This is a genomic window from Rhodobacter sp. CZR27 (assembly GCF_002407205.1).
Taxonomy (GTDB): domain Bacteria; phylum Pseudomonadota; class Alphaproteobacteria; order Rhodobacterales; family Rhodobacteraceae; genus Cereibacter_A.
Genome location: NZ_CP023550.1, coordinates 110001 through 131229 on the forward strand (window position 1 = coordinate 110001; position 21229 = coordinate 131229).

Genomic DNA, 21229 nt, shown 5'->3' on the forward strand with positions numbered 1-21229 from the left:
AGCTGTCCTGCGGCGAAGATGTAACGGGGCTCAAGCCACGAGCCGAAGCTCAGGATGCACAGCAATGTGCGTGGTAGCGGAGCGTTCCGTGATATAGCTTCATGTCTCTTATCCCTCCGGGGAGACAGAGACGCGAAGCTTTCTGTGAAGCCGGGCCGTAAGGCATCCGGTGGAGAGATCGGAAGCGAGAATGTTGACATGAGTAGCGACAAACAGGGTGAGAGACCCTGTCGCCGAAAGTCCAAGGGTTCCTGCTTAAAGCTAATCTGAGCAGGGTGAGCCGGCCCCTAAGGCGAGGCCGAAAGGCGTAGTCGATGGGAACCAGGTTAATATTCCTGGGCCAGGAGGATGTGACGGATCGCAGGTGTAGTTCGGCCTTATCGGATTGGCCGGGCTGCTGAGCGGTCCCTGGAAATAGCCCTCCATCAGACCGTACCCTAAACCGACACAGGTGGACTGGTAGAGTATACCAAGGCGCTTGAGAGAACCACATCAAAGGAACTCGGCAAAATGCCTCCGTAAGTTCGCGAGAAGGAGGCCCCGTCTGTGCGCAAGCATGGGCGGGGGGCACAAACCAGGGGGTGGCGACTGTTTACTTAAAACACAGGGCTCTGCGAAGCCGTAAGGCGACGTATAGGGTCTGACGCCTGCCCGGTGCTGGAAGGTTAAAAGGAGAGGTGCAAGCCTTGAATTGAAGCCCCAGTAAACGGCGGCCGTAACTATAACGGTCCTAAGGTAGCGAAATTCCTTGTCGGGTAAGTTCCGACCTGCACGAATGGCGTAACGATCTCCCCGCTGTCTCTGATGTGGACTCAGCGAAATTGAACTGTGTGTCAAGATGCACACTTCCCGCGGTTAGACGGAAAGACCCCATGAACCTTTACTATAGCTTCGCACTGGCATCAGGAATGTGATGTGCAGGATAGGTGGTAGGCATCGAAGCGGGGACGCCAGTTCCCGTGGAGCCAACCTTGAGATACCACCCTTCGCATTCTTGATGTCTAACCGCGGTCCGTCATCCGGATCCGGGACCCTGCGTGGTGGGTAGTTTGACTGGGGCGGTCGCCTCCCAAACAGTAACGGAGGCGCGCGATGGTGGGCTCAGACCGGTCGGAAATCGGTCGTCGAGTGCAATGGCAGAAGCCCGCCTGACTGCAAGACTGACAAGTCGAGCAGAGACGAAAGTCGGCCATAGTGATCCGGTGGTCCCGAGTGGAAGGGCCATCGCTCAACGGATAAAAGGTACTCTGGGGATAACAGGCTGATGATGCCCAAGAGTCCATATCGACGGCATCGTTTGGCACCTCGATGTCGGCTCATCTCATCCTGGGGCTGGAGCAGGTCCCAAGGGTATGGCTGTTCGCCATTTAAAGAGGTACGTGAGCTGGGTTTAGAACGTCGTGAGACAGTTCGGTCCCTATCTGCCGTGGGTGTAGGAGACTTGAGAAGAGTTGCCCCTAGTACGAGAGGACCGGGGTGAACGAACCACTGGTGGACCAGTTGTCGTGCCAACGGCAGTGCTGGGTAGCTATGTTCGGACAGGATAACCGCTGAAGGCATCTAAGCGGGAAGCCCCCTTCAAAACAAGGTCTCCCTTGAGGGCCGTGGAAGACCACCACGTCGATAGGCCAGAGGTGTAAGTGCGGCAACGCATTCAGCTGACTGGTACTAATTGCCCGATTGGCTTGATCTGACCCGGTAACAGCAAGGCTCATAACCTCGCTCTACCCCAGATCAGAAAGCAGCACGACCTGGAACAAGCATAAGCCTGATGTTGTCGTTTCTTCTCCGGTCTGGTGGCCATAGCACGAGCAAAACACCCGATCCCATCCCGAACTCGGCCGTTAAGTGCCGTCGCGCCAATGGTACTGCGTCTCAAGACGTGGGAGAGTAGGTCGCCGCCAGACCTGAAAAGAAACGAAATCTCCAGAACGATCAAAATCATCCGCGTCAGAAGCAAACAATCGCTCAAGACGCAAAACGGCCGCGGGGTGGAGCAGCCCGGTAGCTCGTCAGGCTCATAACCTGAAGGCCGCAGGTTCAAATCCTGCCCCCGCAACCAGCGTCACTTGCCTCAAGCCCGTAGCACCGCTGCGGGCTTTTGTGTTGCCGCCCATCCCCTTGTCGCGTAACGACAAAATGGCGCCGATCTCGCCGATCAGCTCGATCGCATGCCCGTTCGCGGCCGTCGTATCCGGCGTCAGCACGATCTTCCCGATCAGCCCGCGCAGGATCCCAGCCGCCTCCGGCTTCGTCTCCGCGTCGTTCAATGCCACCATCAGGTCCGCGACCTTGCGGGCGTAGATCTCCGAAAGCCCCGGATGGATCATCACCGGTTCCGGCTCCGGGATGTCCGCGAGGCGTGCTTCCAGATCGGCCCGCTCCGCCTCCAGCCCATCCATCTTCGCCTTCATGCTCGGGTTGAACATGAACCGCGCCGGGTTTGCCGGCAACTGTATTCAGGTTGGCTGAGTCTCCCGAAAGCAGGTTCCGCCCAAGATCATGCTGTTGAGCTCGCTGAGCAGCTTCCTGGCCGTCGCAGTCAAAGCGGTTTTCACCGGTTTTCCTGCATCCTGCAGCTTCTTTCGGAACGCTTTGAACGTCGCCGAATGACGTGACGCGTGCAGTGCAGCGAGATAGAGGGCGGTCCTGACGGTGGCCCTTCCGCCACCGATGACACGTTTCCCGTTGCGTTGGCCGCTATCCCGGGCAATCGGCGCAAGGCCGGCGAGAGCTGCGATCCTTCGGCGATCTGTTGTGCCGATCTCAGGCAACTCGGCCAGAAGAGTGGCCGCGACGATCGTGCCGACACCGGGCACCGACTGCAGCGGGCGATCGGTTTCGGCCAGTTCGGGCGAAGACTGAATGATCTCCGCGATCCTTGTCTCGACCTTTTCGATCCGCCGCTCGAGGAGCAGGATCAAGCTCCTGATGTCGGACCGGGCCTCGCAGTCTGTCGTCTGCTGAAGTCTGGTCACCTCCTGCTTTCGCATCTCAACCAATTGACGGCGCCGGGTAATCTGCGCCAGAAGTGCCTGCCGCGTCGGTGAGCCGGGCGGGGTCTGCGGTGGCTGCAACCTTTGACCAAAGGTCGCGAGCATCCGGGCATCGACACGGTCGGTCTTGCCGATCACCCCCATGGCTCACGCAAAATCGCGGGCCTGACGGGGGTTGACGCAGGCTGAAGCTGGCCTGGGCAGCCTCAAGGCCGTCGCGCAGCACCCGGTCATAGCCGCCGCTGGCCTCGAAGATCACCCAGACACCCTCGCGCGCCGCGGCCCGGGCGAAGCTGCGGACACTGGGCAGTGTGTTTTCTATGCGCTTGGCACCACGAGCCGGATGGTAGATGTCGAGCCACGCCTTGGCGACATCGACGCCGATGTAGTTCTGGTCCATCATGTCTCCTGTTCCTGTTCTGCGGGGTCTGCGCCAACAGCCCCAATCAACTGTTCAGGATGAATGCGAAGAAACGGGCGGCTCCCTTGCCGGCAAACGGGCTTCGTCGATGGCCCCGGAGGCTCGCGGGATGCCGCCCGCACCATCCTTCATCATAGCGGATTCTGCAAAGACAGGAGGCTCCAACTCCTGAGTAAGGTGGAGCATCATGGGCAAGACCACGAACAAGTTTTCCCCCGAAGTGGTCTTGCCCCCGTTTCATCGGACACTCAGGCGGTTGCGGTTTGAGCTGCGATGAACTCGCGGGGCGAGCGCATTTTCATCCCAGAGTGCGGGTGGTTGTTGTTGTAGTCCTCGATCCAGCCTCCGATCAATCCGAGAACGGTCTGGGCATCTGGCAACGGCGTCACCTGGACGTAGTCGCGCTTGAATGTCTTCACGAAGGCCTCCTAGATGCCGTTGCTCTGCGGGCTCTGGACCGGCGTGAAGCAGGGCTTCAGGCCCAACTGGCGGGCGAAGATCTGCGTGTCCTTCGCGATGTAGGGCGGCCCATTGTCGGACAGCATCTCGATGACCGCGGGCGCACGGTATGCGCCGAAGCGGCGTTCCACGGCTTCGAGCATGATGTCGCCATTCCAACAGCTGAACTCGAACCCATCGCTGCACCAGCGCAGGTTCGAGCGCATGACGATCACCTTGCCGTCATGAACATGCTCGGGACGTTCGGAATATTTCCGGGCCAGCAGCAGGTTATGGACCTGCATGATCCCAAGCGCTCCTTTCCAGGGCCTGCTCCGTTGCCGTGAGGTTTCGATCTCGACTAGGCTGCGGACGGGAGGTGCCCATGGCGAAGCACCCGACGCGGCGGCGGCTGATTGGGATGGCGAGCGTGGGCCTGGCCGCGCCCTCGCTGCTCCGGGCGTCGCCCGACTTCCGCCTCGGGCTCACGCCGGTGTTCCTCGACAATGAGGCGGTCCTTCTGCACCGGCTCCGGTTCGCGCTGTCGGAGGCGATTGGCGACAGCGTATCCCTCGTCCAGCGCCGCACCTATCAGGAGGTCGTGGGCCTGCTGCTCGAAGGCTCTGTCTCGGCGGCCTGGATCTGCGGCTATCCGTTCCTGCAGCATGAGGATGTGTTGGAGCTTGTGGGAGTTCCGGTCTGGCGGGGGCAGCCCCTCTACCGCTCCTGCCTGATCGTGCAGACGGGCGATGCGGCGGGCGGGCTGGCGGATCTCCGCGGCGGCATCCATGCCTTTTCCGACCCGGACAGCAACTCGGGGTGGCTCGTCACCGCCTCGGACCTCGCGCGGATGGGCGAGACGCCCGAGCGGTACTTCGGCCGGACCTTCTTCACCTACGGGCACCGCAACGTCGTCCGGGCGGTGGGGGCGGGGCTGGCGCGGTCGGGCAGCGTCGACGGCTATGTCTGGGAGGCGCTGGCAGCCGCCGAACCCGGTCTTGTGCAAAGCACCCGGGTGATCGCGCGCTCCGAACCGATGGGATTTCCGCCCTTCGCCTGCCGCCGTGATGGCAGCAAGACCCCCGAGGTCCGCCGGTTCCGCGAGGCCCTGCTGACCCTTCGCGAAACCGAGGCCGGGCGCGCGGCGCTGGGACTGCTGCAGCTCGACGGGGTGGTGCCGGGCGCGGTGGCCCTGTTCGACCCGATCGCGCAGCGCATGCGCGAACTCGGCGCGGCCCGGTGATGCGGCACCTGCCCCTCTCGGTCCGGGTGCCGCTCGCGGCTGCCGCGATGATGGTGGCAACCGGACTCGTCGCCTCGCAACAGGTGCTCGGCCGGCTGGACGCGGAGCAGCGGTCGCGCCTGCGCGAACTGGTCGAGCTGCAGGTGACGGGGCTTTCCGTGGCGCTGGGTCCCTCGGTCCTGCGCGAGGATGTGTGGGAGGTCTTCGACACGCTGGATCGTGCGGGCGAGGCGGGCGGCCGGATCGTGCTGACCGCCGTGGCCGATGCGCAGGGCCGTGTGATCGCGGCGAGCGACCCGCGCCGCGCGCCGGTGGGCAGCGCGCTTGCGACGCTGAGCGCCGATGCCCTTCCCTCGGAGGCGCTGGTGCTTGACCCTGCCGCCCGGCATGTGCGGGTGCTGGCGCCGCTCGTCTATCAGGGGCGGCCGATCGGTCAGATCCTGATCGAACTGGACGTTTCGGATCTCGTCGCCGAGCGGCGCCACGCGCGGCTTTTTCTGCTCGCCGGCAATGCGCTGGCGACCGGCCTGATCGCGGCGCTTGGACTGCTGGCCATGCGCCGGATGCTGCGCCCGGTGGGCACGCTCGCGCGGCACATGGGCGCGGCCGAGGGCGCGCCGCAGCCCATCGCCGAGGCCGAGATCCCCCGCGGCGATCCCGAGCTGGCCGGGCTGTTCCGCACCTTCAACGCCATGAGCGATGCGGTGAGGGCGCGGGCCGAGACCGAACGCCGGCTGGCCGAGCGCGAGCGCTTCGTGAGCCTCGGCCGGCTCTCCTCCTCGCTCGCGCATGAGATCAACAACCCGCTGGGCGGGCTTCTCAACGCGACCGACACGATCCGCAGCTACGCCGACCGTCCCAAGGTGGTGCGCCAGTCGGCCGATCTGCTCGACCGCGGCCTGCGCCATCTGCGCGACGTGGCGCGGGCGACGCTCGAGATGAACCGGATCGACCGGCAGGGGATGCCGCTTCAGGCGCAGGACTTCGACGACCTCCGCATCCTCTTCGCACCCGAGGTGGCGCGGCTTGGGCAGCGCCTCGACTGGGCGGTCGCGCCGGGGCTGTTTGATCCCTGGCCCGCGGCACCGGTCCGCCAGATCGCGCTGAACCTGCTGCTGAACGCGTCGGCTGCGGCCGGTTCGGGGGGCAGTGTTGCCCTGCGCGTGGCCTGCGATGCCGACCTGCGGCTGGAGGTGTCGGACGACGGGCCGGGCCTGTCCGAGGCTGCGCTCTGCCGGCTGATGACCGACGATCCGCTGCCGCCCGAAGGCGGCGTGGGCCTGCGCCTCGTCCGGGATCTGGTCCGCGACCTGGGCGGGCGGATCGATCACGCGCGCAGTGATGGGCTGACCGCCCTGGCGGTCGTTCTGCCGCCGAGGCTGCCATGCTGAGCGGCCATCGGATCGCCCTCATCGAGGATGACGAGATCATGGGCGGCTCGCTTCTGCAGCGGCTGACGCTGGAGGGGGCCGAGGTGCTCTGGCTGAAGCAGGCGGGGCGTGCGCTTGGGGCGCTGCGCACGCCGCGCAAGCCCTTCCATGCGGTGATCTGCGACATCCGGCTGCCCGATGGCTCGGGCGAGGAGGTCTTCACCACGCTCTGCCGCACGGTGACGCCGCCGCCCTTCCTGTTCATCACCGGGCAGGGCGACATCGCACAGGCGGTGCGGCTGATGCAGGCAGGCGCGGCGGACTATGTGACCAAGCCCTTCGAGCTGCCGGTGCTGCTGGAACGGCTGGCGCTGCTGATCCGGCGCGAGGTGGCCATCGATCTGCCGCCGCTGCTGGGCGTGTCGGAGGCGGCGCGCCGGGTCGAGGCGCTGGTGCGCGCGGCCGCAGCGCAGGATCATCCGGTGACGATCCGCGGCGCGCCGGGCACCGGCAAGGGCCTCGTCGCGCGGCGCATCCACCGGCTGTCGGACCGCAGCGCCGCGCCCTTCGTCGAGGTCAACCTGGCGCGCGAGTCCGATCCGGCCGCCGCACTGAGCGATGCCCTGCACCAGATCGGCGAAGGGGTGCTGTTCCTCAATGCCCCCGAGCGGCTGCCCGAGGCCCTGCAGGACAATCTGCTCCGCGCGCTCGACCGGACTACCGGCCGGGTGATCTCGGCCATGCTGCCGGGGGCGGGGCCGACGCTCGCTGCCCTGGGCGAGCGGCTCTCGCGCAGCGAGATCCGCGTGCCGCCGCTGGCCGAGCGGCCCGAGGACGCGGTCTGGCTTCTGCGCCTCCTGTTCGGGCGGATGAACCCGCGGCGGCCACGGCCGCTCTCCGGGATCTCGGCGCTGGCCGAGGCGGCGGTCGGGGCCCACGACTGGCCGGGCAACGGGCGCGAGCTGCGCGCGCGGCTGGTCCGGGCGCTGGAGACTGCCGCGGGCGCGTGGCTCTTTCCGGCGGACCTCTTCCCCGAGCGGCAGGACGAGAGCTTCCGCACCCTGGCCCAGGCGCGCGACGCGGCCGAGCGGGCGCAGATCCTCGCCGCGCTGGAGCGCTGCGAGGGGCGTGTGGCCGAGACGGCGAAGCTGCTCGACGTCTCGCGCACGACGTTGTGGGAGAAGATGCAGAAGCTGGGTCTCTGACGTTCGGAAATCCGAACGCCGGAAAATCCGCATCCTTGCCCGCCACTTGCCGCATTGCGGAAACGCCCTCGGGCGCGTCGCGGCGACGGGCGCGGCCCTGTTATCCTGCCCTCAGGTCTTTGGGAGGAGACATCCGATGAGATGCAACCGGCTGGTCGATGTCGGCCGCCGCCAGTTCCTGCGTGGCGGTGTGGTGGGGGCGGCGGGGCTTGCGGCGGGGGCGGTGCTGCCCGTGGCCCCCGCGAAGGCGGGCGCGATGGCGCGGGTGGACTATCCGTCGAACCGCCTCGCCAATATCGCGGACCTGAAGGTGGGCGAGCCGCTGGACATCGCCTATCCCGATCCCGACAGCCCCGGCATCCTGCTGAAACTCGGCCAGCCGGTCGAGGGCGGCGCGGGGCCGGACGGCGATGTGGTGGCCTATTCCGTGCTCTGCCCGCACAAGGGCTGGCAGCTGCATTACAACGCCGCCGACCGGACGCTGAACTGCCCCGGCCATTACTCGCGCTTCGACTGCGAGGCGGGCGGCCAGCAGATCTGGGGCAATGCCACGCAGAACCTGCCGCAGTTCACGCTGCGCGTCGACGACAAGGGCGACATCCACGCCGAGGGCGTGGACGAACTGATCTACGGCCGCCTGTCGAACGTGCTCTGAGGGGAGGGGATCATGGCCTACAAGCGTCACATCGACCGCCTGCCGATCATCCCGGCGGATGCGAAGGAGCACAACGTCACCTGCCACTATTGCATCGTCGGCTGCGGCTACAAGGCCTACACCTGGCCGATCAACCGGCAGGGCGGCACCGATCCGAGCCAGAACAAGTTCGGCGTGGATCTCGCCCAACAGCAGGAGACGCAGACTCCGAACTGGTACGCGCCCTCGATGTACAACATCGTGAAGCAGGACGGGCGCGACGTGCATCTGGTGATCAAGCCCGACCCGGAGTGTTCGGTGAACGGCGGGCTGGGATCGGTTCGCGGCGCGCGCATCGCCGAGAACCGCCGATCCGATATCACCGGCACGCAGCAGCAGCGGCTGACCGAGCCGATGGTCTGGCGCTATGGCACCTGGCAGCCGACAAGCTGGGAGGACGCGCTGGATCTGGTGGCCCGCGTCACCGCCCGCGTGATCGACAAGGACAACGAGGACGACCTGTTCGTCTCGATGTTCGACCACGGCGGCTCGGCGGGGGGCTACGAGAACACCTGGGGCACCGGCAAGCTCTACTTCCAGTCGATGAAGGTGAAGCACTGCCGCATCCACAACCGGCCCGCCTACAACTCCGAGGTCCATTCGACCCGCGACATGGGCGTGGGGGAACTGAACTACTGCTACGAGGATTACGGCCTTGCCGACACGATCTTCATGATCGGGGCGAACTCGCTGGAGACGCAGACCAACCTGTTCCTGAACCACATGGTGCCGGGGATGCGCGGCGAGACGCTGGCGAAGAAGCAGGTCGAACTGCCCGGCGAGCCGCACACCCCCGCCCGCATCGTGATCGTCGATCCGCGCCGCACGGTGACGGTGAACGCCTGCGAGGAAGCCGCGGGGGCGGCGAACGTCCTGCACCTTCAGATCCAGTCCGGGACCGACCTCGCGCTTCTGAACACGATCTTCACCCATATCGCCGATCAGGGCTGGATCGATCAGGCCTTCATCGACGCCTCGACCTTCCGCGAAGGGGTGGCCCAGCCCGAAGATCCGGCCCATCCCGCGGCCCTCGGCAGCTTCGAGGCCGCCCGCGAGGCCTGCCGGATGAGCCTCGCCCAAGGCGCCGCCATCTGCGGCGTGCCCGAGGCCGACATCGCCAAAGCCGCCGAATGGATCGCCCGGCCCAAGGAGGGCGGCGCGCGGCGGCGCACCGTCACCTGCTACGAGAAGGGCATCATCTGGGGCAACGACAACTACCGCACCATTGGTGCTGCGGTGAACATCGCGCTCGCCACCGGCAACGTGGGCCGGCCCGGCGGCGGCGTCGCGCGCCTCGGCGGCCATCAGGAGGGCTACATGCGCCCCTCGGATGCCCATGTCGGGCGGCCCGCGGCCTATATCGACGACCTGCTGATCCGCGGCCGCGGCAAGGTCCACCACATCTGGGCCAACGACCACTACAAGACCACGCTGAACGCGGTCGAGTTCAAGCGCGTCTACAACCGCCGCACCAACATGGTGAAGGAGGCGATGGACGCCCGCGCCGGCGCCACGCGCGAGGAGATGGTGGACGCCATCGTCGGCGCGATCGAGGCGGGCGGCCTCTTCTCGGTCAATGTCGACATCATCCACACCCAGATCGGCCAGCAGGCCCATGTGATCCTTCCGGCCGTCGAGTCGGGCGAGATGAACCTGACCTCGATGAACGGCGAGCGGCGGATGCGGCTGGTGGAGAAATACATGGACGGTCCGGGCAGCGCGCGGCCCGACTGCCTGATCGCGGCCGGCATCGCACAGGCGCTGGAAAAGGTGCTGACCGAGGACGGCCGCGCGGACTATGCCGCGCAGTTCAAGGGCTATGACTGGGCGACCGAGGAGGACGCCTTCATGGACGGCTACCACGCCAACACCGGGCAGATCGTGACCTACGACCGGCTGCGCGCGATGGGCAACAACGGCGTGCAGGAGCCGGTGACGGGCTACGAGGACGGCAAGCTGGTCGGTACCAAGCGGCTCTATTCCGACGGCAAGTTCGGCACCGACGACGGCCGGGCGCGGTTCTGCGCCGGCGCGTGGCGCGGGCTTCAGGCGCCGGGAAAGGAGCAGCAGAAGGCGGCCTACCGATACCTCATCAACAACGGCCGGTCGAACATCCACTGGCAGAACTGGTTCCTCGACAAGGAGAACGATTTCGTCTTCGACCGCTTCCCCTTCCCGTTCCTCGAGATCCACCCCGACGACATGGCCGAGCTTGGCCTGAAGCCGGGCGATCTGGTCGAGATCTGGAACGACGTGGGCGCCACGCAGGCGATGGCCTGCCCCACGCCCACTGCGCGGCCCGGCGAGACCTTCATGGTGTTCGGCGCGCCTTCGGGCACGCAGGGTAACGTGATCAACGCAGGGACCAACGAGCTGGTGCTGCCGAACTACAAGCAGACCTGGGCGAACATCCGCAAGATCTCGGACCCGCCGGCCTCGGTCCGCCACCTGACCTTCAAGTCGCAGGAGGTGGAACTGGGCTGACCTGCCAACGGCCCGCCGTTCAGGCGGGCCGCTTCCTGGCGCGAAGGGGTGGGCGGATCTGAGGCGGCCACGGGATCCGGCTCACGGATCCCGCAGGCGCCTTGTCTGACGGAGGAGCACCGCCGCCAGCACGAGGTTCGTGGCGGCGATCCCCGCCAGCACCCCGAGCGTGCCGTCGGCACCCATGAGACCGATCAACCCCGCGCCCACCAGCGGGGCGGCGGCCTGTGCCACCAGCGACGGCCGCGCGAGCCGCCCCATGACACCCGGATAGCGCTCCGGTCCGAAAAGGGCCATCGGCAGCGCGCCGCGGGCGATCGAATAGACGCCGTTGCCGGCGCCATAAAGGACCAGCGCCAGCGCCGGCCAGTCCGACGCCGCCAGCAGGACCAGCCCGGCCGCGGTGGCACTCGCGGCGGCGAGCAGCGTCCAGACCGGGTGATGGCGGGTTCCGCCGGCCATCTCGACCAGCCGCCCGCCGACCTGAGCCGGGCCGATCAGCGCCCCGAGCGCGACCGCCGCCGCCAGCGGCAGCCCCCGCGCGCCCAGAAGCACGATCAGATGCACCGACACGATGGTCACCGCGAGGCCTGCAAGCGTCTGGATCGCCGCCATGATGCGGAAGGCCCTGCGCTCCTCGCCCGCAAGCTCCGGCGGCGGAACAGGATCGCGCGCCTGGGGCCGCGGCGCGTGCGGGATCGCCCGCAGCAGAAGGGGCACCGAGATCGCCAGATGCAGCCCCGCATAGGCCGCCGCCGTCCCGCGCCAGCCGAAGCTCTCCAGCATCAGCGCCGAGAGCGGCCAGCAGACGGTACTCGCGAACCCGCCCCAGAGCGTGAGCAGCGTGATCGCCCGCCGCGCCTCGCGCCCGTAGATCTGGCCGAGCGTGGCGAAGGCGGGATCGTAAAGCCCCGCAGCCATGCCGGCGCCCATCAGCATCCAGCCCGTGACGAAGACCGGCAGGTTCGGCGCCAGCGCCAGCGTCATCAGGCCCGCCGCGATCCCGAGGCAGCCCGCCACCAGCACCGGCCGCCCGCCACGGCGCGCGATGGTGCGGCCGACGACCGGCGAGACCAGCCCCGCCACCAGCAGCCCGACCGAGAGCGAGCCCACCACCCAGGGCAGCGGCCAGCCCGTGTCCGCGGCGATCGGCGCGGCCAGCACCGCCATCAGGTAATAGCTGCTGCCCCAGGCGAGGATCTGCACCACGCCAAGCGCCGCCGCGACCCGCGCCTGCGGGCTCACCGGACGGCCGCAGGGAGACGTGGCGAACCTTCGGCCTCGAGCGCCGGGAAGCGGCTCATGCTTCGCCCGCGCAGGGATCCGCAAGGCGGCAGGATGAGCGGTGGACAGCTCGGGCGCAAGCCGGCCAGAGCCTCCGGATCGGGACGGCGCAGGGTTCGCGCCTCGAGGGCCGGCATCTCGCTCATGCCCGCCGCGCCTCGAACCAGCGGGACCTGAGCCGCAGCGCCACCTGCACCAGCAGGACCAGCACCGGCACCTCGACCAAGGGGCCGATGACGGCCGCGAAGGCCACGGGCGAAGCGAGGCCGAAGGCCGCGATGGCAACCGCTATGGCGAGTTCGAAGTTGTTCCCGGCGGCGGTGAAGGCGATGGCGGTCGTGCGGGGATAGTCACGGGCGATCAGCCGGCCGAGGACGAAGCTCACCCCGAACATGATCGCGAAGTAGAGCGAAAGCGGCAGCGCGATCCGCGCGGCGTCCATCGGCAGGCCGAGGATGTCGCCGCCCTTCAGGCTGAACATGGCGACGATGGTGAAGAGAAGCGCTGCGAGGGTCAGCGGCCCGATCCGCGGCAGGAAGTGCCCCTCGTACCAGGCCGCGCCCTTCCGCGCGATCAGCACCCGCCGCGTCAGGAAACCGGCCGCAAAGGGAATGCCAAGGTAGATCAGCACCGCCTGCGCGATGGTGGCGAAGCTCACGTCGATCACGCTGCCCTCGAGCCCGAAGAGCGGCGGCAGCAGCCCGAGGAAGATCCAGGCATAGAGCGGGAAGAACAGGATCTGGAAGATCGAGTTGAAGGCCACGAGGCCTGCCACATACTGGTTGTCGCCACCGGCCAGCTGGTTCCAGACCAGAACCATCGCGATGCAACGGGCAAGCCCGATCAGGATTACTCCGGTCATGTAATCCGGCTGGTCGCTGAGGAAGATGACCGCCAGCGCGAACATCAGCACCGGGCCGATCAGCCAGTTCTGCACCAGCGACAGCGCCAGCACCCGCCCGTCGCGGAAGACGCGCGGCAACTCCTCGTAGCGGACGCGGGCGAGCGGGGGATACATCATCAGGATCAGCCCCGCCGCGATCGGCAGGTTGGTGGTCCCTACCGAGGCCGCGTCGAGCGCGCCCGGAAGGCTGGGGAAGATCCGGCCCAGCATCAGCCCCAGCGCCATGGCGGCGAAGATCCAGAGCGTGAGCCAGCGGTCGAGGAAGGAAAGGCGGTGCATCAGCTCTCCGGGTCGCGGGTCATCAGGGTGGCCGAGGCCGGGCAGATCGCCGCGGCCTGTCGGGTGGCGAGGATCTCGGCCGGTGCCTCGCTGCGCGGCACGCTGCGGAAGCCGTGGCGGGCGAAGAACGGCGCGGCGGCGGTGGTGAGCAGCCAGACCGACGTGGCGCCCGCGGCCTCGGTCATCAGGTGGGCGAGGATCGCCCGGCCCAGACCGTCTCCGCGCCGCGCCTCGGGCACCACGATCGAGCGCAGGAGGACATGGGCGCCGTGCCGCTCGAACCCGCCGAAGCCCGCGGGCTGGCCCTGGGCGCGATAGGCGAAGAAGCACCGGCCCGGCTCGGTCAGGTCGTCCACCGGCAGGCCGGCGGCGGCAAGGGCGCGGGCCAGGTCCGGGTCGCCTCCTTCGATGGCCTGGATATCGAGCGGGCGGGCGTCAGTCATGATCTTCTCCGGCAAGAGACGGCGCGCAGATTTCGGACCGCCCGTCGCAGCAGTCGCGCATCAGGAAGGCCACGAGGTCCGACAGCACGGGATAGGCGGCGGCATAGATCACGAAGCGCCCCTCGCGGCGCGAGGTGACAAGGTGCGCCTGTTCGAGATGCGCGAGATGGAACGAGAGGCGCGAGGAACTCGCCCCGATCGCCTCGCCGATGGCGCCGGCCGCCAGTCCCGCGGGACCAGCGCGCACCAGAAGCCGCACGATCCGCAGCCGCGTCTCCTGCGAGAGGCCCGCAAAAGCCGTAAGGGCGGCCTTGTCGTCCATGTCTCAACATCTCAAGATCCGTTGTGACGTTAGCTCCGGCGACACCCGGGGGTCAAGCCGGCCGCCAGACGGCCCGATGCGCGGAAAGCGATCCCATGTCACCCGCCCATGGATGTCGGCCGAACCCGTGGCGCGGGCTGACATGACGCGATCTCTCCGGCCGCCTTGACCCAGATCAGGGCGTCCCGCTCCACACATGCGCAAATGCGCATATTGGGGAGCAGCCTGATGATCGTGACCGTCCTTTCGGCCCTTGCCGAACCCACCCGCCTCGCGGCGATGCGCCTTCTGGCCGATGGCTCCGAGCACTGCGTCTGCGAGCTGATGCGCAGGCTCGGCGCCACCCAGAGCCGGATGTCGCGGCACATGCAGGTGCTGAAGCAGGCGGGCCTCGTGGTGGATCGCCGCGACGCGCAATGGGTGCGCTACCGGATCAATCCCGACCTTCCGCCCGACCTGTCCCGGCTGCTCGATGCCGCGCTGGCGGGCGAACCCGCGACAGGGGAGGCCCGGGCATGAGCGTCTTCGGCTGGATGAACGACCAGGTCCTGCGGATGGTCTGGCTGAACGATCTCGTGGGTAAAGGGGTGGAGGCCGTGGGCCTCGATCCCGCCTCGCGGCTGGGCGGCTCGGTCCAGTTCTTCGTCTATGACGTGATCAAGATATTCGCGCTGCTGTCGGTGCTGATCTTCGTCATCTCCTGGGTCCAGAGCCACTTCCCGCCCGAGCGCACCCGCGCCATGCTGGGCGGCCGGTCCGGCATCGGCGCGAACAGCCTGGCCGCGCTGCTGGGCACGCTGACCCCCTTCTGTTCGTGCTCGTCCATCCCGCTCTTCATCGGCTTCACGGCGGCCGGGCTGCCGCTGGCGGTCACCTTCTCCTTCCTGATCTCGTCGCCGCTGGTCGACCTCGCCTCGGTGATCCTGCTCGCCTCGATCTTCAACTGGCCCATCGCGCTGGCCTATGTCGGCGTCGGGCTTGTGGTGGCGGTCGTCGGCGGCACGGTGATCGGACGGCTGGGGATGGAGGACCAGGTGGCGGCCTTCGTGCGGACGGTCCCGGTCTCGGGCGAGGCCGCCACCCTGACGCGGGCCGAGCGGTTCGCCTATGCGCGCGATCAGGTGGCCGAGATCGTCCGCCGCGTCTGGCCCTATGTGCTGATCGGCGTGGGCATCGGTGCCGCGATCCACAACTGGATCCCCGCCGACGTGATCTCGGCGCTGATCGGGCAGGACAAGTGGTGGTCGGTCCCGGTGGCGGTGCTGGTGGGGATCCCGATGTATGCCGACATCTTCGGGACGCTGCCGATCGCCGAGGCCCTCGTGGGCAAGGGCGTGGGACTGGGAACGGTGCTGGCCTTCATGATGGCCGTCACCGCCCTCTCGCTGCCGTCGCTGATCATGCTGAGGCGGGTGGTGAAGCTGCCGCTTCTGGTGACCTTCACCGCCGTCGTGACGATCGGCATCCTGTCGATCGGCCTTGTCTTCAACGCGATTTCCGACTGGTTCATCTGAAGAAGGAAGCGATCATGATCATCAAGATCCTCGGTTCGGGCTGCAGGAAATGCGTCACCCTGGCCGAGAATGCCCGTGCCGCGGCGGCGGCGGCAGGCAAGCCGGCCGAGATCGTCAAGGTGACGGACGTCGCCGAGATCGCGGCCTACGGGGTGATGTCCACCCCCGGGCTTGTCGTGGACGGAAAGCTCGTCTCGGCCGGAAAGGTCCTGACGGCGGAGGACATCGGAAAGCTGCTCTGAGGGGCGAGCGCCACGACAGGCCGGAGCCGCTCGGGATCCTGCCCGAGTTGCAGGTGCAGGATATTGACGAGGCCCGCTTCGTCGCCGACCCCCTGCGGTCGAACCGGATCCTGATCGCGGGGCCGCCGCTCGATGCCTGGCCGGAAGGCACGGCCGAAGGGCCGTTTGCAGCAGGTCCTGGCCATCGAAGGGGTTTCCGGCAACGCTCTGGACGACAGCGCCTTGATCATCGGGCAAGGCCCCCGTTCACCTCCCCGAGCGTTGCGACATGGCGGAAGCGCTGGCGGTAGACGAGGGGGGTTATGCCGGTCGTGCGCTTGAAGATGCGGCGGAAGGCGGCGGGTTCGGCATAGCCGACCTCGCCCGCGATGGCGTCGATGGCAATGTCGGTGGTCTCCAGCATCTGCTTTGCCTCCTCGATGCGCAGCGACAGCACATACTCGAGCGGAGCATAGCCGGTCACCGTCTCGAAACGGCGTTTGAAGGTGCGGGGCGCAAGGCCGGAAACCTCGGTCATCCCGGCCACCGGGTTCGCCTGGGCGTAGTGGTCCGCAATCCAGACCTGCGCTGCGGCAACCGAGGCGTCGTCGTGCTGCCGCGGCCGGACCCGGGCGGCGAAGGGCGCCTGCCCGTCGCTTCGGTCGCCGAACAGGAACAGCTTCGAGGCCCGGCGCGCCTCCTCCTCGCCGCAGTAGCGCGCCACGAGGTAAAGCGCGAGATCGGTCCAGGATGCCATGCCGCCCGCCGTCACCAGCCGATGTCCGGCCCCGGCCGTCACCAGCACCCGTTCGGGGCGAAGCTGCACAAGGGGGTAGTGGCGGCGCATCTGGCCGGCGGCGGCCCAGTGGCAGGTCGCGTCGTGGCCATCGAGCAGCCCGGCCTCGGCCAGCATCAGCGATCCGGTGCAGACCGAGCAGACCAGCGCGCCCTGATCATACTGGCGGCGCAGCCAGTCCGCTGCGGCGGGCCAGCGGCCGCGGGTGTCCTCGTCCCGGCCGATGGCCAGGTCGCCGACGATCACGACATCGGCACGGCGCGCCTCGGCGAAGGACAGGTCGGGGGCGATCGGCAGGCCCGCCGCATTGCGGAACGGCTCGCGGCTTCCGGCCACGATGCGGGGGGCGAAGCGGCGCGGGCCGGGCGGCCAGCCGGTCAGCATCTCCCAGCCGGAGCCGACGAAGCCGAGCACCTCGTAGAGCCCGTTCAGCACGCCCGTCGCCATCTCGGGCACCGCCACGAGGCAGACCGAGACGCGATGCGGGGTGACGGGCGCAGGCATCCGCCATGATGTCACATCCGGGCCGTTTCCGTCGAGTCCGTGCCTGACGCCCGACCTCCCGGACATGGCATCAGAAGCCATCGGAAACGGAGGCACCCCATGCACGGCATCGACAGACGAAGGCTTCTCGGCGCGACGATGGCCGGCGCGGGGGCGCTGCTCGCCGGCCTCGGTCAGGCCCGGGGCGAGACACTCAGGACGAAGGGAAAGATCATGCTCGACGCCACCACTCCCCATGCGCGCGGTCTGGTTCAGGCCGCGACCTTCCCGCTGATCGAGGCGATCCACGGCCGCCGCTCGCGCCGCTTCGCCAAGGGGGCGACCATTCCCGAAGGCCCGCTTGCCTACACCTCGCGCGAGGCGCCCGAGGCGCTCGATCCGGCCGAACAGATGCTCCTGCTCGCCACCGTCGCGGGCAATACCGGCTGGGCCAACCTCTTCCCGCACCATCCGGGCTACAAGGGCCTGCCGAACTACACGACCTCGGCGGGCGGGCGGACGTTCCCCTCCTCGGCCGGGTTCAACACCACGGAGTTCTTCTTCACCGATGACACGGGCGTCTACTTCCTGCCGACGCGCGACATGACGCCGGTGGCGGAGACGGGCGACCTCAGGTCGTGGATCGCGGCGCACCGGGCGCGGATCGTGAAGCTCGCCGATGGCCGGATGAACATCCCGGCGGCGATGCCCTGCATGGAGGGGCACAACACCTGGTGCGCCAACGTTGCCGGCTCCACGCTGATCTGGCCGGTGGCGGATCTCGCGCAGCATGTGATCCTGCTGCTGCTCTACCTCGTGCAGAACGGCACCGGCATCTACGACGACGTGAACAAGCGGCCGATCCCGGGACTGGAACGGTTCGGCCACCGGCTGAACATGGAAGCGGCCTATCCGATGAGCTTTCTCGAGCGTGAGGCGCTGAGCGATGTCGCGGTCGAGATGGGCACCGCCTGCTATGCCGGGGCGCTGATGCTGCAGGCGCTGGGGCTGGGCGGCTGGATGTATACCGGCATCAACCCCTTCGTGGTGCTGGGGGCGAGCGGCGATCCCGCGGTGCCGGGGCTCGGCTTCCGGTTCGAGATGCTGCAGGGCGATCCCTTGCCCTACATCACCGGCCTGCCGGGAGTGTTCGAGGCGCACGTGCCGCCGCATCATGCCGACATGGGCGCGGCCGTGCGCGCGGCGGTGGCGCGGAAGTTCGGCCGGGGCGGGCCGTTCGATCCCGCGCAGGGCGGACCCTACCGCGAGACTGCGGCCGTTCGCTCCTCGGCGGCGAAGCTCGACGACGAAGCGGTGGAGATCGCGACGATCATGGCCGACTACGTGTTCAGGACCTTCGGGCGCTTCCCGGCCACGGTGCCGCCGGTGCTGCTGAAGATGTATCTTCAGGCGCACCGGCTGGATACCGGGTTCTACGACACCCACTTCGCCCCCGGCGCCTACCTGCGCACCCATGCCGAGCACGACCGGAACTGGGGCTGACATCGCCTTCCGCGGCTGCCTTGGGTGGGCGCGGTTCCAGGGACGGGCCGGGTTTGTCCGCGAGGCTGAGGACAGCCGCCGCACCGGCGCGCCGGTCCGCTCTCGAAATGCAACGCTGGCGATGGGAGGGCATGCGCCGGCATTTGCCGCCGCGCGAACCCATCCGACCGGTTCCGCGGAGCAGCGCATCGTTCCTGCCGGGTGCAACCCAGGCGGCCGGTTCCTCGCCATCTATCCGGATCTGCCGGGCGGCGGCGGGCAGTGGCAAGAGAGAGACCTGCAGGTTCTTCGAGGAGAGGACATGCCTCCACCTCCGATCCGGGCCGCCGCCGAGCCCACTGCCGTGCCGCCATACGCATCCCGGTCATCCTGCGGAACATGTGCGTGAAGCCAGTCCGCAGGAGAGGTCAGTATCATCGATACAGCCGGCGAACCGGCGCCCTTCGGCAGCCGGAGTTCTCCACAGGTTCCTGAGGCCCGGCGACCGGATGGCTGCGCGTTCCTGTTGATAACGAGGGCAGGGCAGGTGCCGGAGCGCAAGCCGGAGCCTATGATCGGGGCATTGGCGATACACCGCCGACAATCCCCCAATCAGAGGAAACGACGAACATGACCCACGAGGACGTTCCCGCGTCCGCGCCCGGCTCCCCGTCCGCGCATCCCGAACCGCAGGATCCCGAGACGGCGACCGCCGCCAGTGCGCCTTTCGACGAAAACGGGATGCCCGCCGTCAGCACGGCGGATGACGCCTCGGCGTCGGAGGACGCGGGCGCCCATCAGGGTGACCGTGACCCGGGTCAGCCGGACGCCTGTGGACCGAACGACGAGGCCGAGGCACGCGCCGCGTGGCTCATGGCGCGGATGTTCGGTGAACTCCCGCACGACCACGTCTGGTGCCGCGACCGCGGGCTGATCGGCCTCATGAGGAAGGACCGGTTCGTCCCGGTCTGCGGCCCGCTGCGCGCTGCCGTGCAGATCCGCGATGCGGTCACCGGCAACTGGTCGGTCGAGTTGACCTTCCTCGACCGCGACTGCCTGGTACAGCGGGAGGTCGTCCTGGCGCGGGATCTCGTCAAGTCCCCTTCGGCGGTGGCGGCGCGCCTTGCCGAGCGCGGGCTCGATCTCCGCGCAAGGCCGCAGGCGCTGGTCGATCTCATCCGGGCCTGGCCCACCCTTGACCGTATCCGGGCCACACCGCGCCCAGGCTGGATCTGCGGCGAGAGCGAGGCGCTGGCCTACATGCTGCCCGACGGCCGGGCGATCGGTCCCGGCCGCCAGGATCTCTCGCTCACCGCCCCGTCGCGGGCACTGCGGGCCTCGGGCTCGCTCGAGGGCTGGCAGGCAGGCGTCGGGCGGATGGCCAGCGGCAATCCCGCGCTGATGCTGGCGATCTCGGCGGCTCTTGCTGGGCCGCTGCTGCGCCTGGCCGGGCTCGATGGGCTGGGCCTGAACTTCCACGGTGGCAGCGGCCCCGAGACGGAGCTGCTGATGGCGGCCGTGCGGAGCACCAGCGGCCATCAGGAGGAGCGTGCCGCCTGGACCGCGCCCGACCTGGGCCTGGAACGGCTGGTGACTCAGGCGCACGACGGCCTGCTGGTGCTCCATGACTTTCCGGAGGTGCCGGAGCGCGAGCTCGAACGGCTGATCCCGGCGTTCCGCAAGAAGAGCGGCGGGACGGTTCCTGGCGACGTCGGAACCGGACGGTGCGTCCTCGTCTCGACATCGTCCTCGCCGATCGCAGGGCATCTGCGTCCGGGGCGGCCTGCCTGTCTTGGCGGTCTGACCTCCCGGCTGCTTGAGGTGCCGGCCCGGTCGTGGACGCACGGCACCCTCGCAGACCTGCAGGGCCACACAGACCTGCGGGCTTTCACCGCGGCCATGGCCGAAGCGGCACGCAGCCACCATGGCCACCTTTTGCCGGCCGTCGTGCGCATCGTGATCGAGAACGAGGCCCTGCTGTCCAGGATCTGGCCCCGGATGCGGGAGCGCATTTGCGAGGCGGTGGTGCCGGACCATGGATCCGCGGCCGTTCCCGAGGGCGTGGCCCATGTCCTCGAGGCGGCGACCCTGATCATCATGGCGGGAACCTTTGCCGCAAGGCGCGGCCTCCTGCCATGGTCTCGCGGTTCCATCGCCAGGGCCGCGATCCCGCTCCTCCGGATCTGGCACAACGCGCGGTCGTCTCAGGTCGACGATCTCCGCCACGCAGTCGAAGCGCTTCGGCGACTGCGCGACACCGGGGCCTTCATCGATCTCGCCCCCGGCAATCCTCTCACCATCGCCGATCGTCCGGCGGGATGGATGGACGCCGAGTTCATTCATGTCGACCGCGACGTCTTCACCAGTGAAGTTGCCCGCGGGCGATGCGACATCGCGAAACTGCTGCAGGACGCCAGGCTGCTCGAACCCGGTGGCGAGCGCAATTCGCTGCAGTTCAAGCCTCCGGCCAGCATGGGCTTCCAGCGCGACAGGGTCTGCCGCATCGTCCGCACCCGGCTCGACGCTCCGTGAAGGCCGGGCGACGCGGTTCGACGAGGATCGCCTGTCGAACCGCGTTGCCCGGCTGGCGCCGAAGTGTCTGCCCGGCGGACACGCCAGGCATGCCCCGGCCCGTGGAAGGTGGCGCTCA

At 68.1% G+C, this 21229-nt stretch carries 17 protein-coding genes, 1 tRNA gene, 2 rRNA genes and 1 pseudogene (1 of these 21 running past the window's edge); 13 read left to right on the top strand and 8 right to left on the bottom strand.

From position 1 onward, the window contains the following. From CK951_RS20335 to CK951_RS20345, 3 genes are all read left to right on the top strand, one after another. Nucleotides 1–1693: ribosomal RNA gene (locus CK951_RS20335) — 23S ribosomal RNA — on the top strand; it begins 1175 nt to the left of the window's first position. Nucleotides 1694–1792: 99 nt separating this feature from the next. Continuing rightward, nucleotides 1793–1907, top strand: a 5S ribosomal RNA gene (gene rrf / locus CK951_RS20340). Between the two features lie 78 nt (nt 1908–1985). Further along, nucleotides 1986–2062: transfer RNA gene (locus tag CK951_RS20345), tRNA-Met, on the top strand. 397 nt (nt 2063–2459) lie between these two features. Here the strand turns inward: CK951_RS20345 and CK951_RS20350 are convergent. From CK951_RS20350 to CK951_RS20355, 3 genes and pseudogenes are all read right to left on the bottom strand, one after another. Continuing rightward, nucleotides 2460–2924 (bottom strand): transposase, encoded by a 465-nt coding sequence (locus CK951_RS20350; protein ID WP_157764621.1) that lies wholly within the window; start codon nt 2922–2924, stop codon nt 2460–2462. 70 nt (nt 2925–2994) lie between these two features. Continuing rightward, a complete protein-coding gene (locus CK951_RS21265) occupies nt 2995–3399 on the bottom strand; it encodes a hypothetical protein (RefSeq protein WP_157764619.1) in 405 nt (134 codons plus the stop codon). Nucleotides 3400–3665: 266 nt separating this feature from the next. After that, nucleotides 3666–4163, bottom strand: a pseudogene (locus CK951_RS20355) (integrase core domain-containing protein); the annotation flags it as partial. Nucleotides 4164–4240: 77 nt separating this feature from the next. Between CK951_RS20355 and CK951_RS20360 the strand changes: the two are divergent. The 5 genes from CK951_RS20360 (at nt 4241) to CK951_RS20380 (ending at nt 10851) form a co-directional block, all read left to right on the top strand. Next, nucleotides 4241–5098, top strand: a complete 858-nt coding sequence (locus CK951_RS20360) for a PhnD/SsuA/transferrin family substrate-binding protein (protein ID WP_096788039.1) — start codon at nt 4241–4243, stop codon at nt 5096–5098. Continuing rightward, a complete protein-coding gene (locus CK951_RS20365; RefSeq protein WP_096788040.1) occupies nt 5098–6489 on the top strand; it encodes an ATP-binding protein in 1392 nt (463 codons plus the stop codon). Before CK951_RS20360 ends, CK951_RS20365 begins: the two co-directional genes overlap by 1 nt. Then, on the top strand, nt 6483–7673 hold the full coding sequence (locus CK951_RS20370; protein WP_096788041.1) for a sigma-54 dependent transcriptional regulator: 1191 nt from the start codon (nt 6483–6485) through the stop codon (nt 7671–7673). Before CK951_RS20365 ends, CK951_RS20370 begins: the two co-directional genes overlap by 7 nt. 136 nt (nt 7674–7809) lie before the next feature. Further along, nucleotides 7810–8328 carry an arsenate reductase (azurin) small subunit gene (locus tag CK951_RS20375; RefSeq protein WP_096788042.1) on the top strand — a complete coding sequence of 173 codons (519 nt, stop codon included), beginning with the start codon at nt 7810–7812 and terminating at the stop codon, nt 8326–8328. Between the two features lie 12 nt (nt 8329–8340). After that, a complete protein-coding gene (locus CK951_RS20380; protein WP_096788043.1) occupies nt 8341–10851 on the top strand; it encodes an arsenate reductase (azurin) large subunit in 2511 nt (836 codons plus the stop codon). Nucleotides 10852–10932: 81 nt separating this feature from the next. Here CK951_RS20380 and CK951_RS20385 read toward each other — a convergent pair whose 3' ends face one another. The 4 genes from CK951_RS20385 to CK951_RS20400 form a co-directional block, all read right to left on the bottom strand. Further along, nucleotides 10933–12096, bottom strand: a complete 1164-nt coding sequence (locus tag CK951_RS20385) for an MFS transporter (RefSeq protein WP_096788044.1) — start codon at nt 12094–12096, stop codon at nt 10933–10935. A gap of 181 nt (nt 12097–12277) precedes the next feature. After that, complete coding sequence (gene arsB, locus CK951_RS20390) at nt 12278–13318, bottom strand: ACR3 family arsenite efflux transporter (RefSeq protein WP_096788045.1); 1041 nt, start codon at nt 13316–13318, stop codon at nt 12278–12280. Continuing rightward, nucleotides 13318–13761: an arsenic resistance N-acetyltransferase ArsN2 gene (gene arsN2 / locus CK951_RS20395; RefSeq protein ID WP_096788046.1), complete on the bottom strand. Its 444-nt coding sequence runs from the start codon at nt 13759–13761 to the stop codon at nt 13318–13320. The genes arsB and arsN2 overlap by 1 nt, the downstream gene beginning before the upstream one ends. Further along, complete coding sequence (locus CK951_RS20400; RefSeq protein ID WP_096788047.1) at nt 13754–14083, bottom strand: helix-turn-helix transcriptional regulator; 330 nt, start codon at nt 14081–14083, stop codon at nt 13754–13756. The genes arsN2 and CK951_RS20400 overlap by 8 nt, the downstream gene beginning before the upstream one ends. 228 nt (nt 14084–14311) lie before the next feature. Here CK951_RS20400 and CK951_RS20405 point away from each other — a divergent pair, with 228 nt between their 5' ends. Genes CK951_RS20405 through CK951_RS20415 form a run of 3 tightly spaced genes read left to right on the top strand, consistent with a single transcriptional unit; the run spans nt 14312 to nt 15839 of the window. Then, nucleotides 14312–14602 carry a metalloregulator ArsR/SmtB family transcription factor gene (locus CK951_RS20405; RefSeq protein WP_096788048.1) on the top strand — a complete coding sequence of 97 codons (291 nt, stop codon included), beginning with the start codon at nt 14312–14314 and terminating at the stop codon, nt 14600–14602. Continuing rightward, nucleotides 14599–15597 carry a permease gene (locus CK951_RS20410; protein WP_096788049.1) on the top strand — a complete coding sequence of 333 codons (999 nt, stop codon included), beginning with the start codon at nt 14599–14601 and terminating at the stop codon, nt 15595–15597. The genes CK951_RS20405 and CK951_RS20410 overlap by 4 nt, the downstream gene beginning before the upstream one ends. 14 nt (nt 15598–15611) lie before the next feature. Further along, a complete protein-coding gene (locus tag CK951_RS20415; protein ID WP_096788050.1) occupies nt 15612–15839 on the top strand; it encodes a thioredoxin family protein in 228 nt (75 codons plus the stop codon). 226 nt (nt 15840–16065) lie between these two features. Here CK951_RS20415 and CK951_RS20420 read toward each other — a convergent pair whose 3' ends face one another. Then, nucleotides 16066–17118, bottom strand: coding sequence for a GlxA family transcriptional regulator (locus CK951_RS20420; RefSeq protein ID WP_096788051.1), 1053 nt, complete (start codon nt 17116–17118; stop codon nt 16066–16068). A gap of 99 nt (nt 17119–17217) precedes the next feature. Here CK951_RS20420 and CK951_RS20425 point away from each other — a divergent pair, with 99 nt between their 5' ends. Next, nucleotides 17218–18600: a hypothetical protein gene (locus CK951_RS20425; RefSeq protein WP_232520801.1), complete on the top strand. Its 1383-nt coding sequence runs from the start codon at nt 17218–17220 to the stop codon at nt 18598–18600. A 609-nt stretch (nt 18601–19209) separates the two neighbouring features. Further along, nucleotides 19210–21111 carry a DUF927 domain-containing protein gene (locus CK951_RS20430; protein WP_096788052.1) on the top strand — a complete coding sequence of 634 codons (1902 nt, stop codon included), beginning with the start codon at nt 19210–19212 and terminating at the stop codon, nt 21109–21111. Nucleotides 21112–21229: the final 118 nt, after the last annotated feature.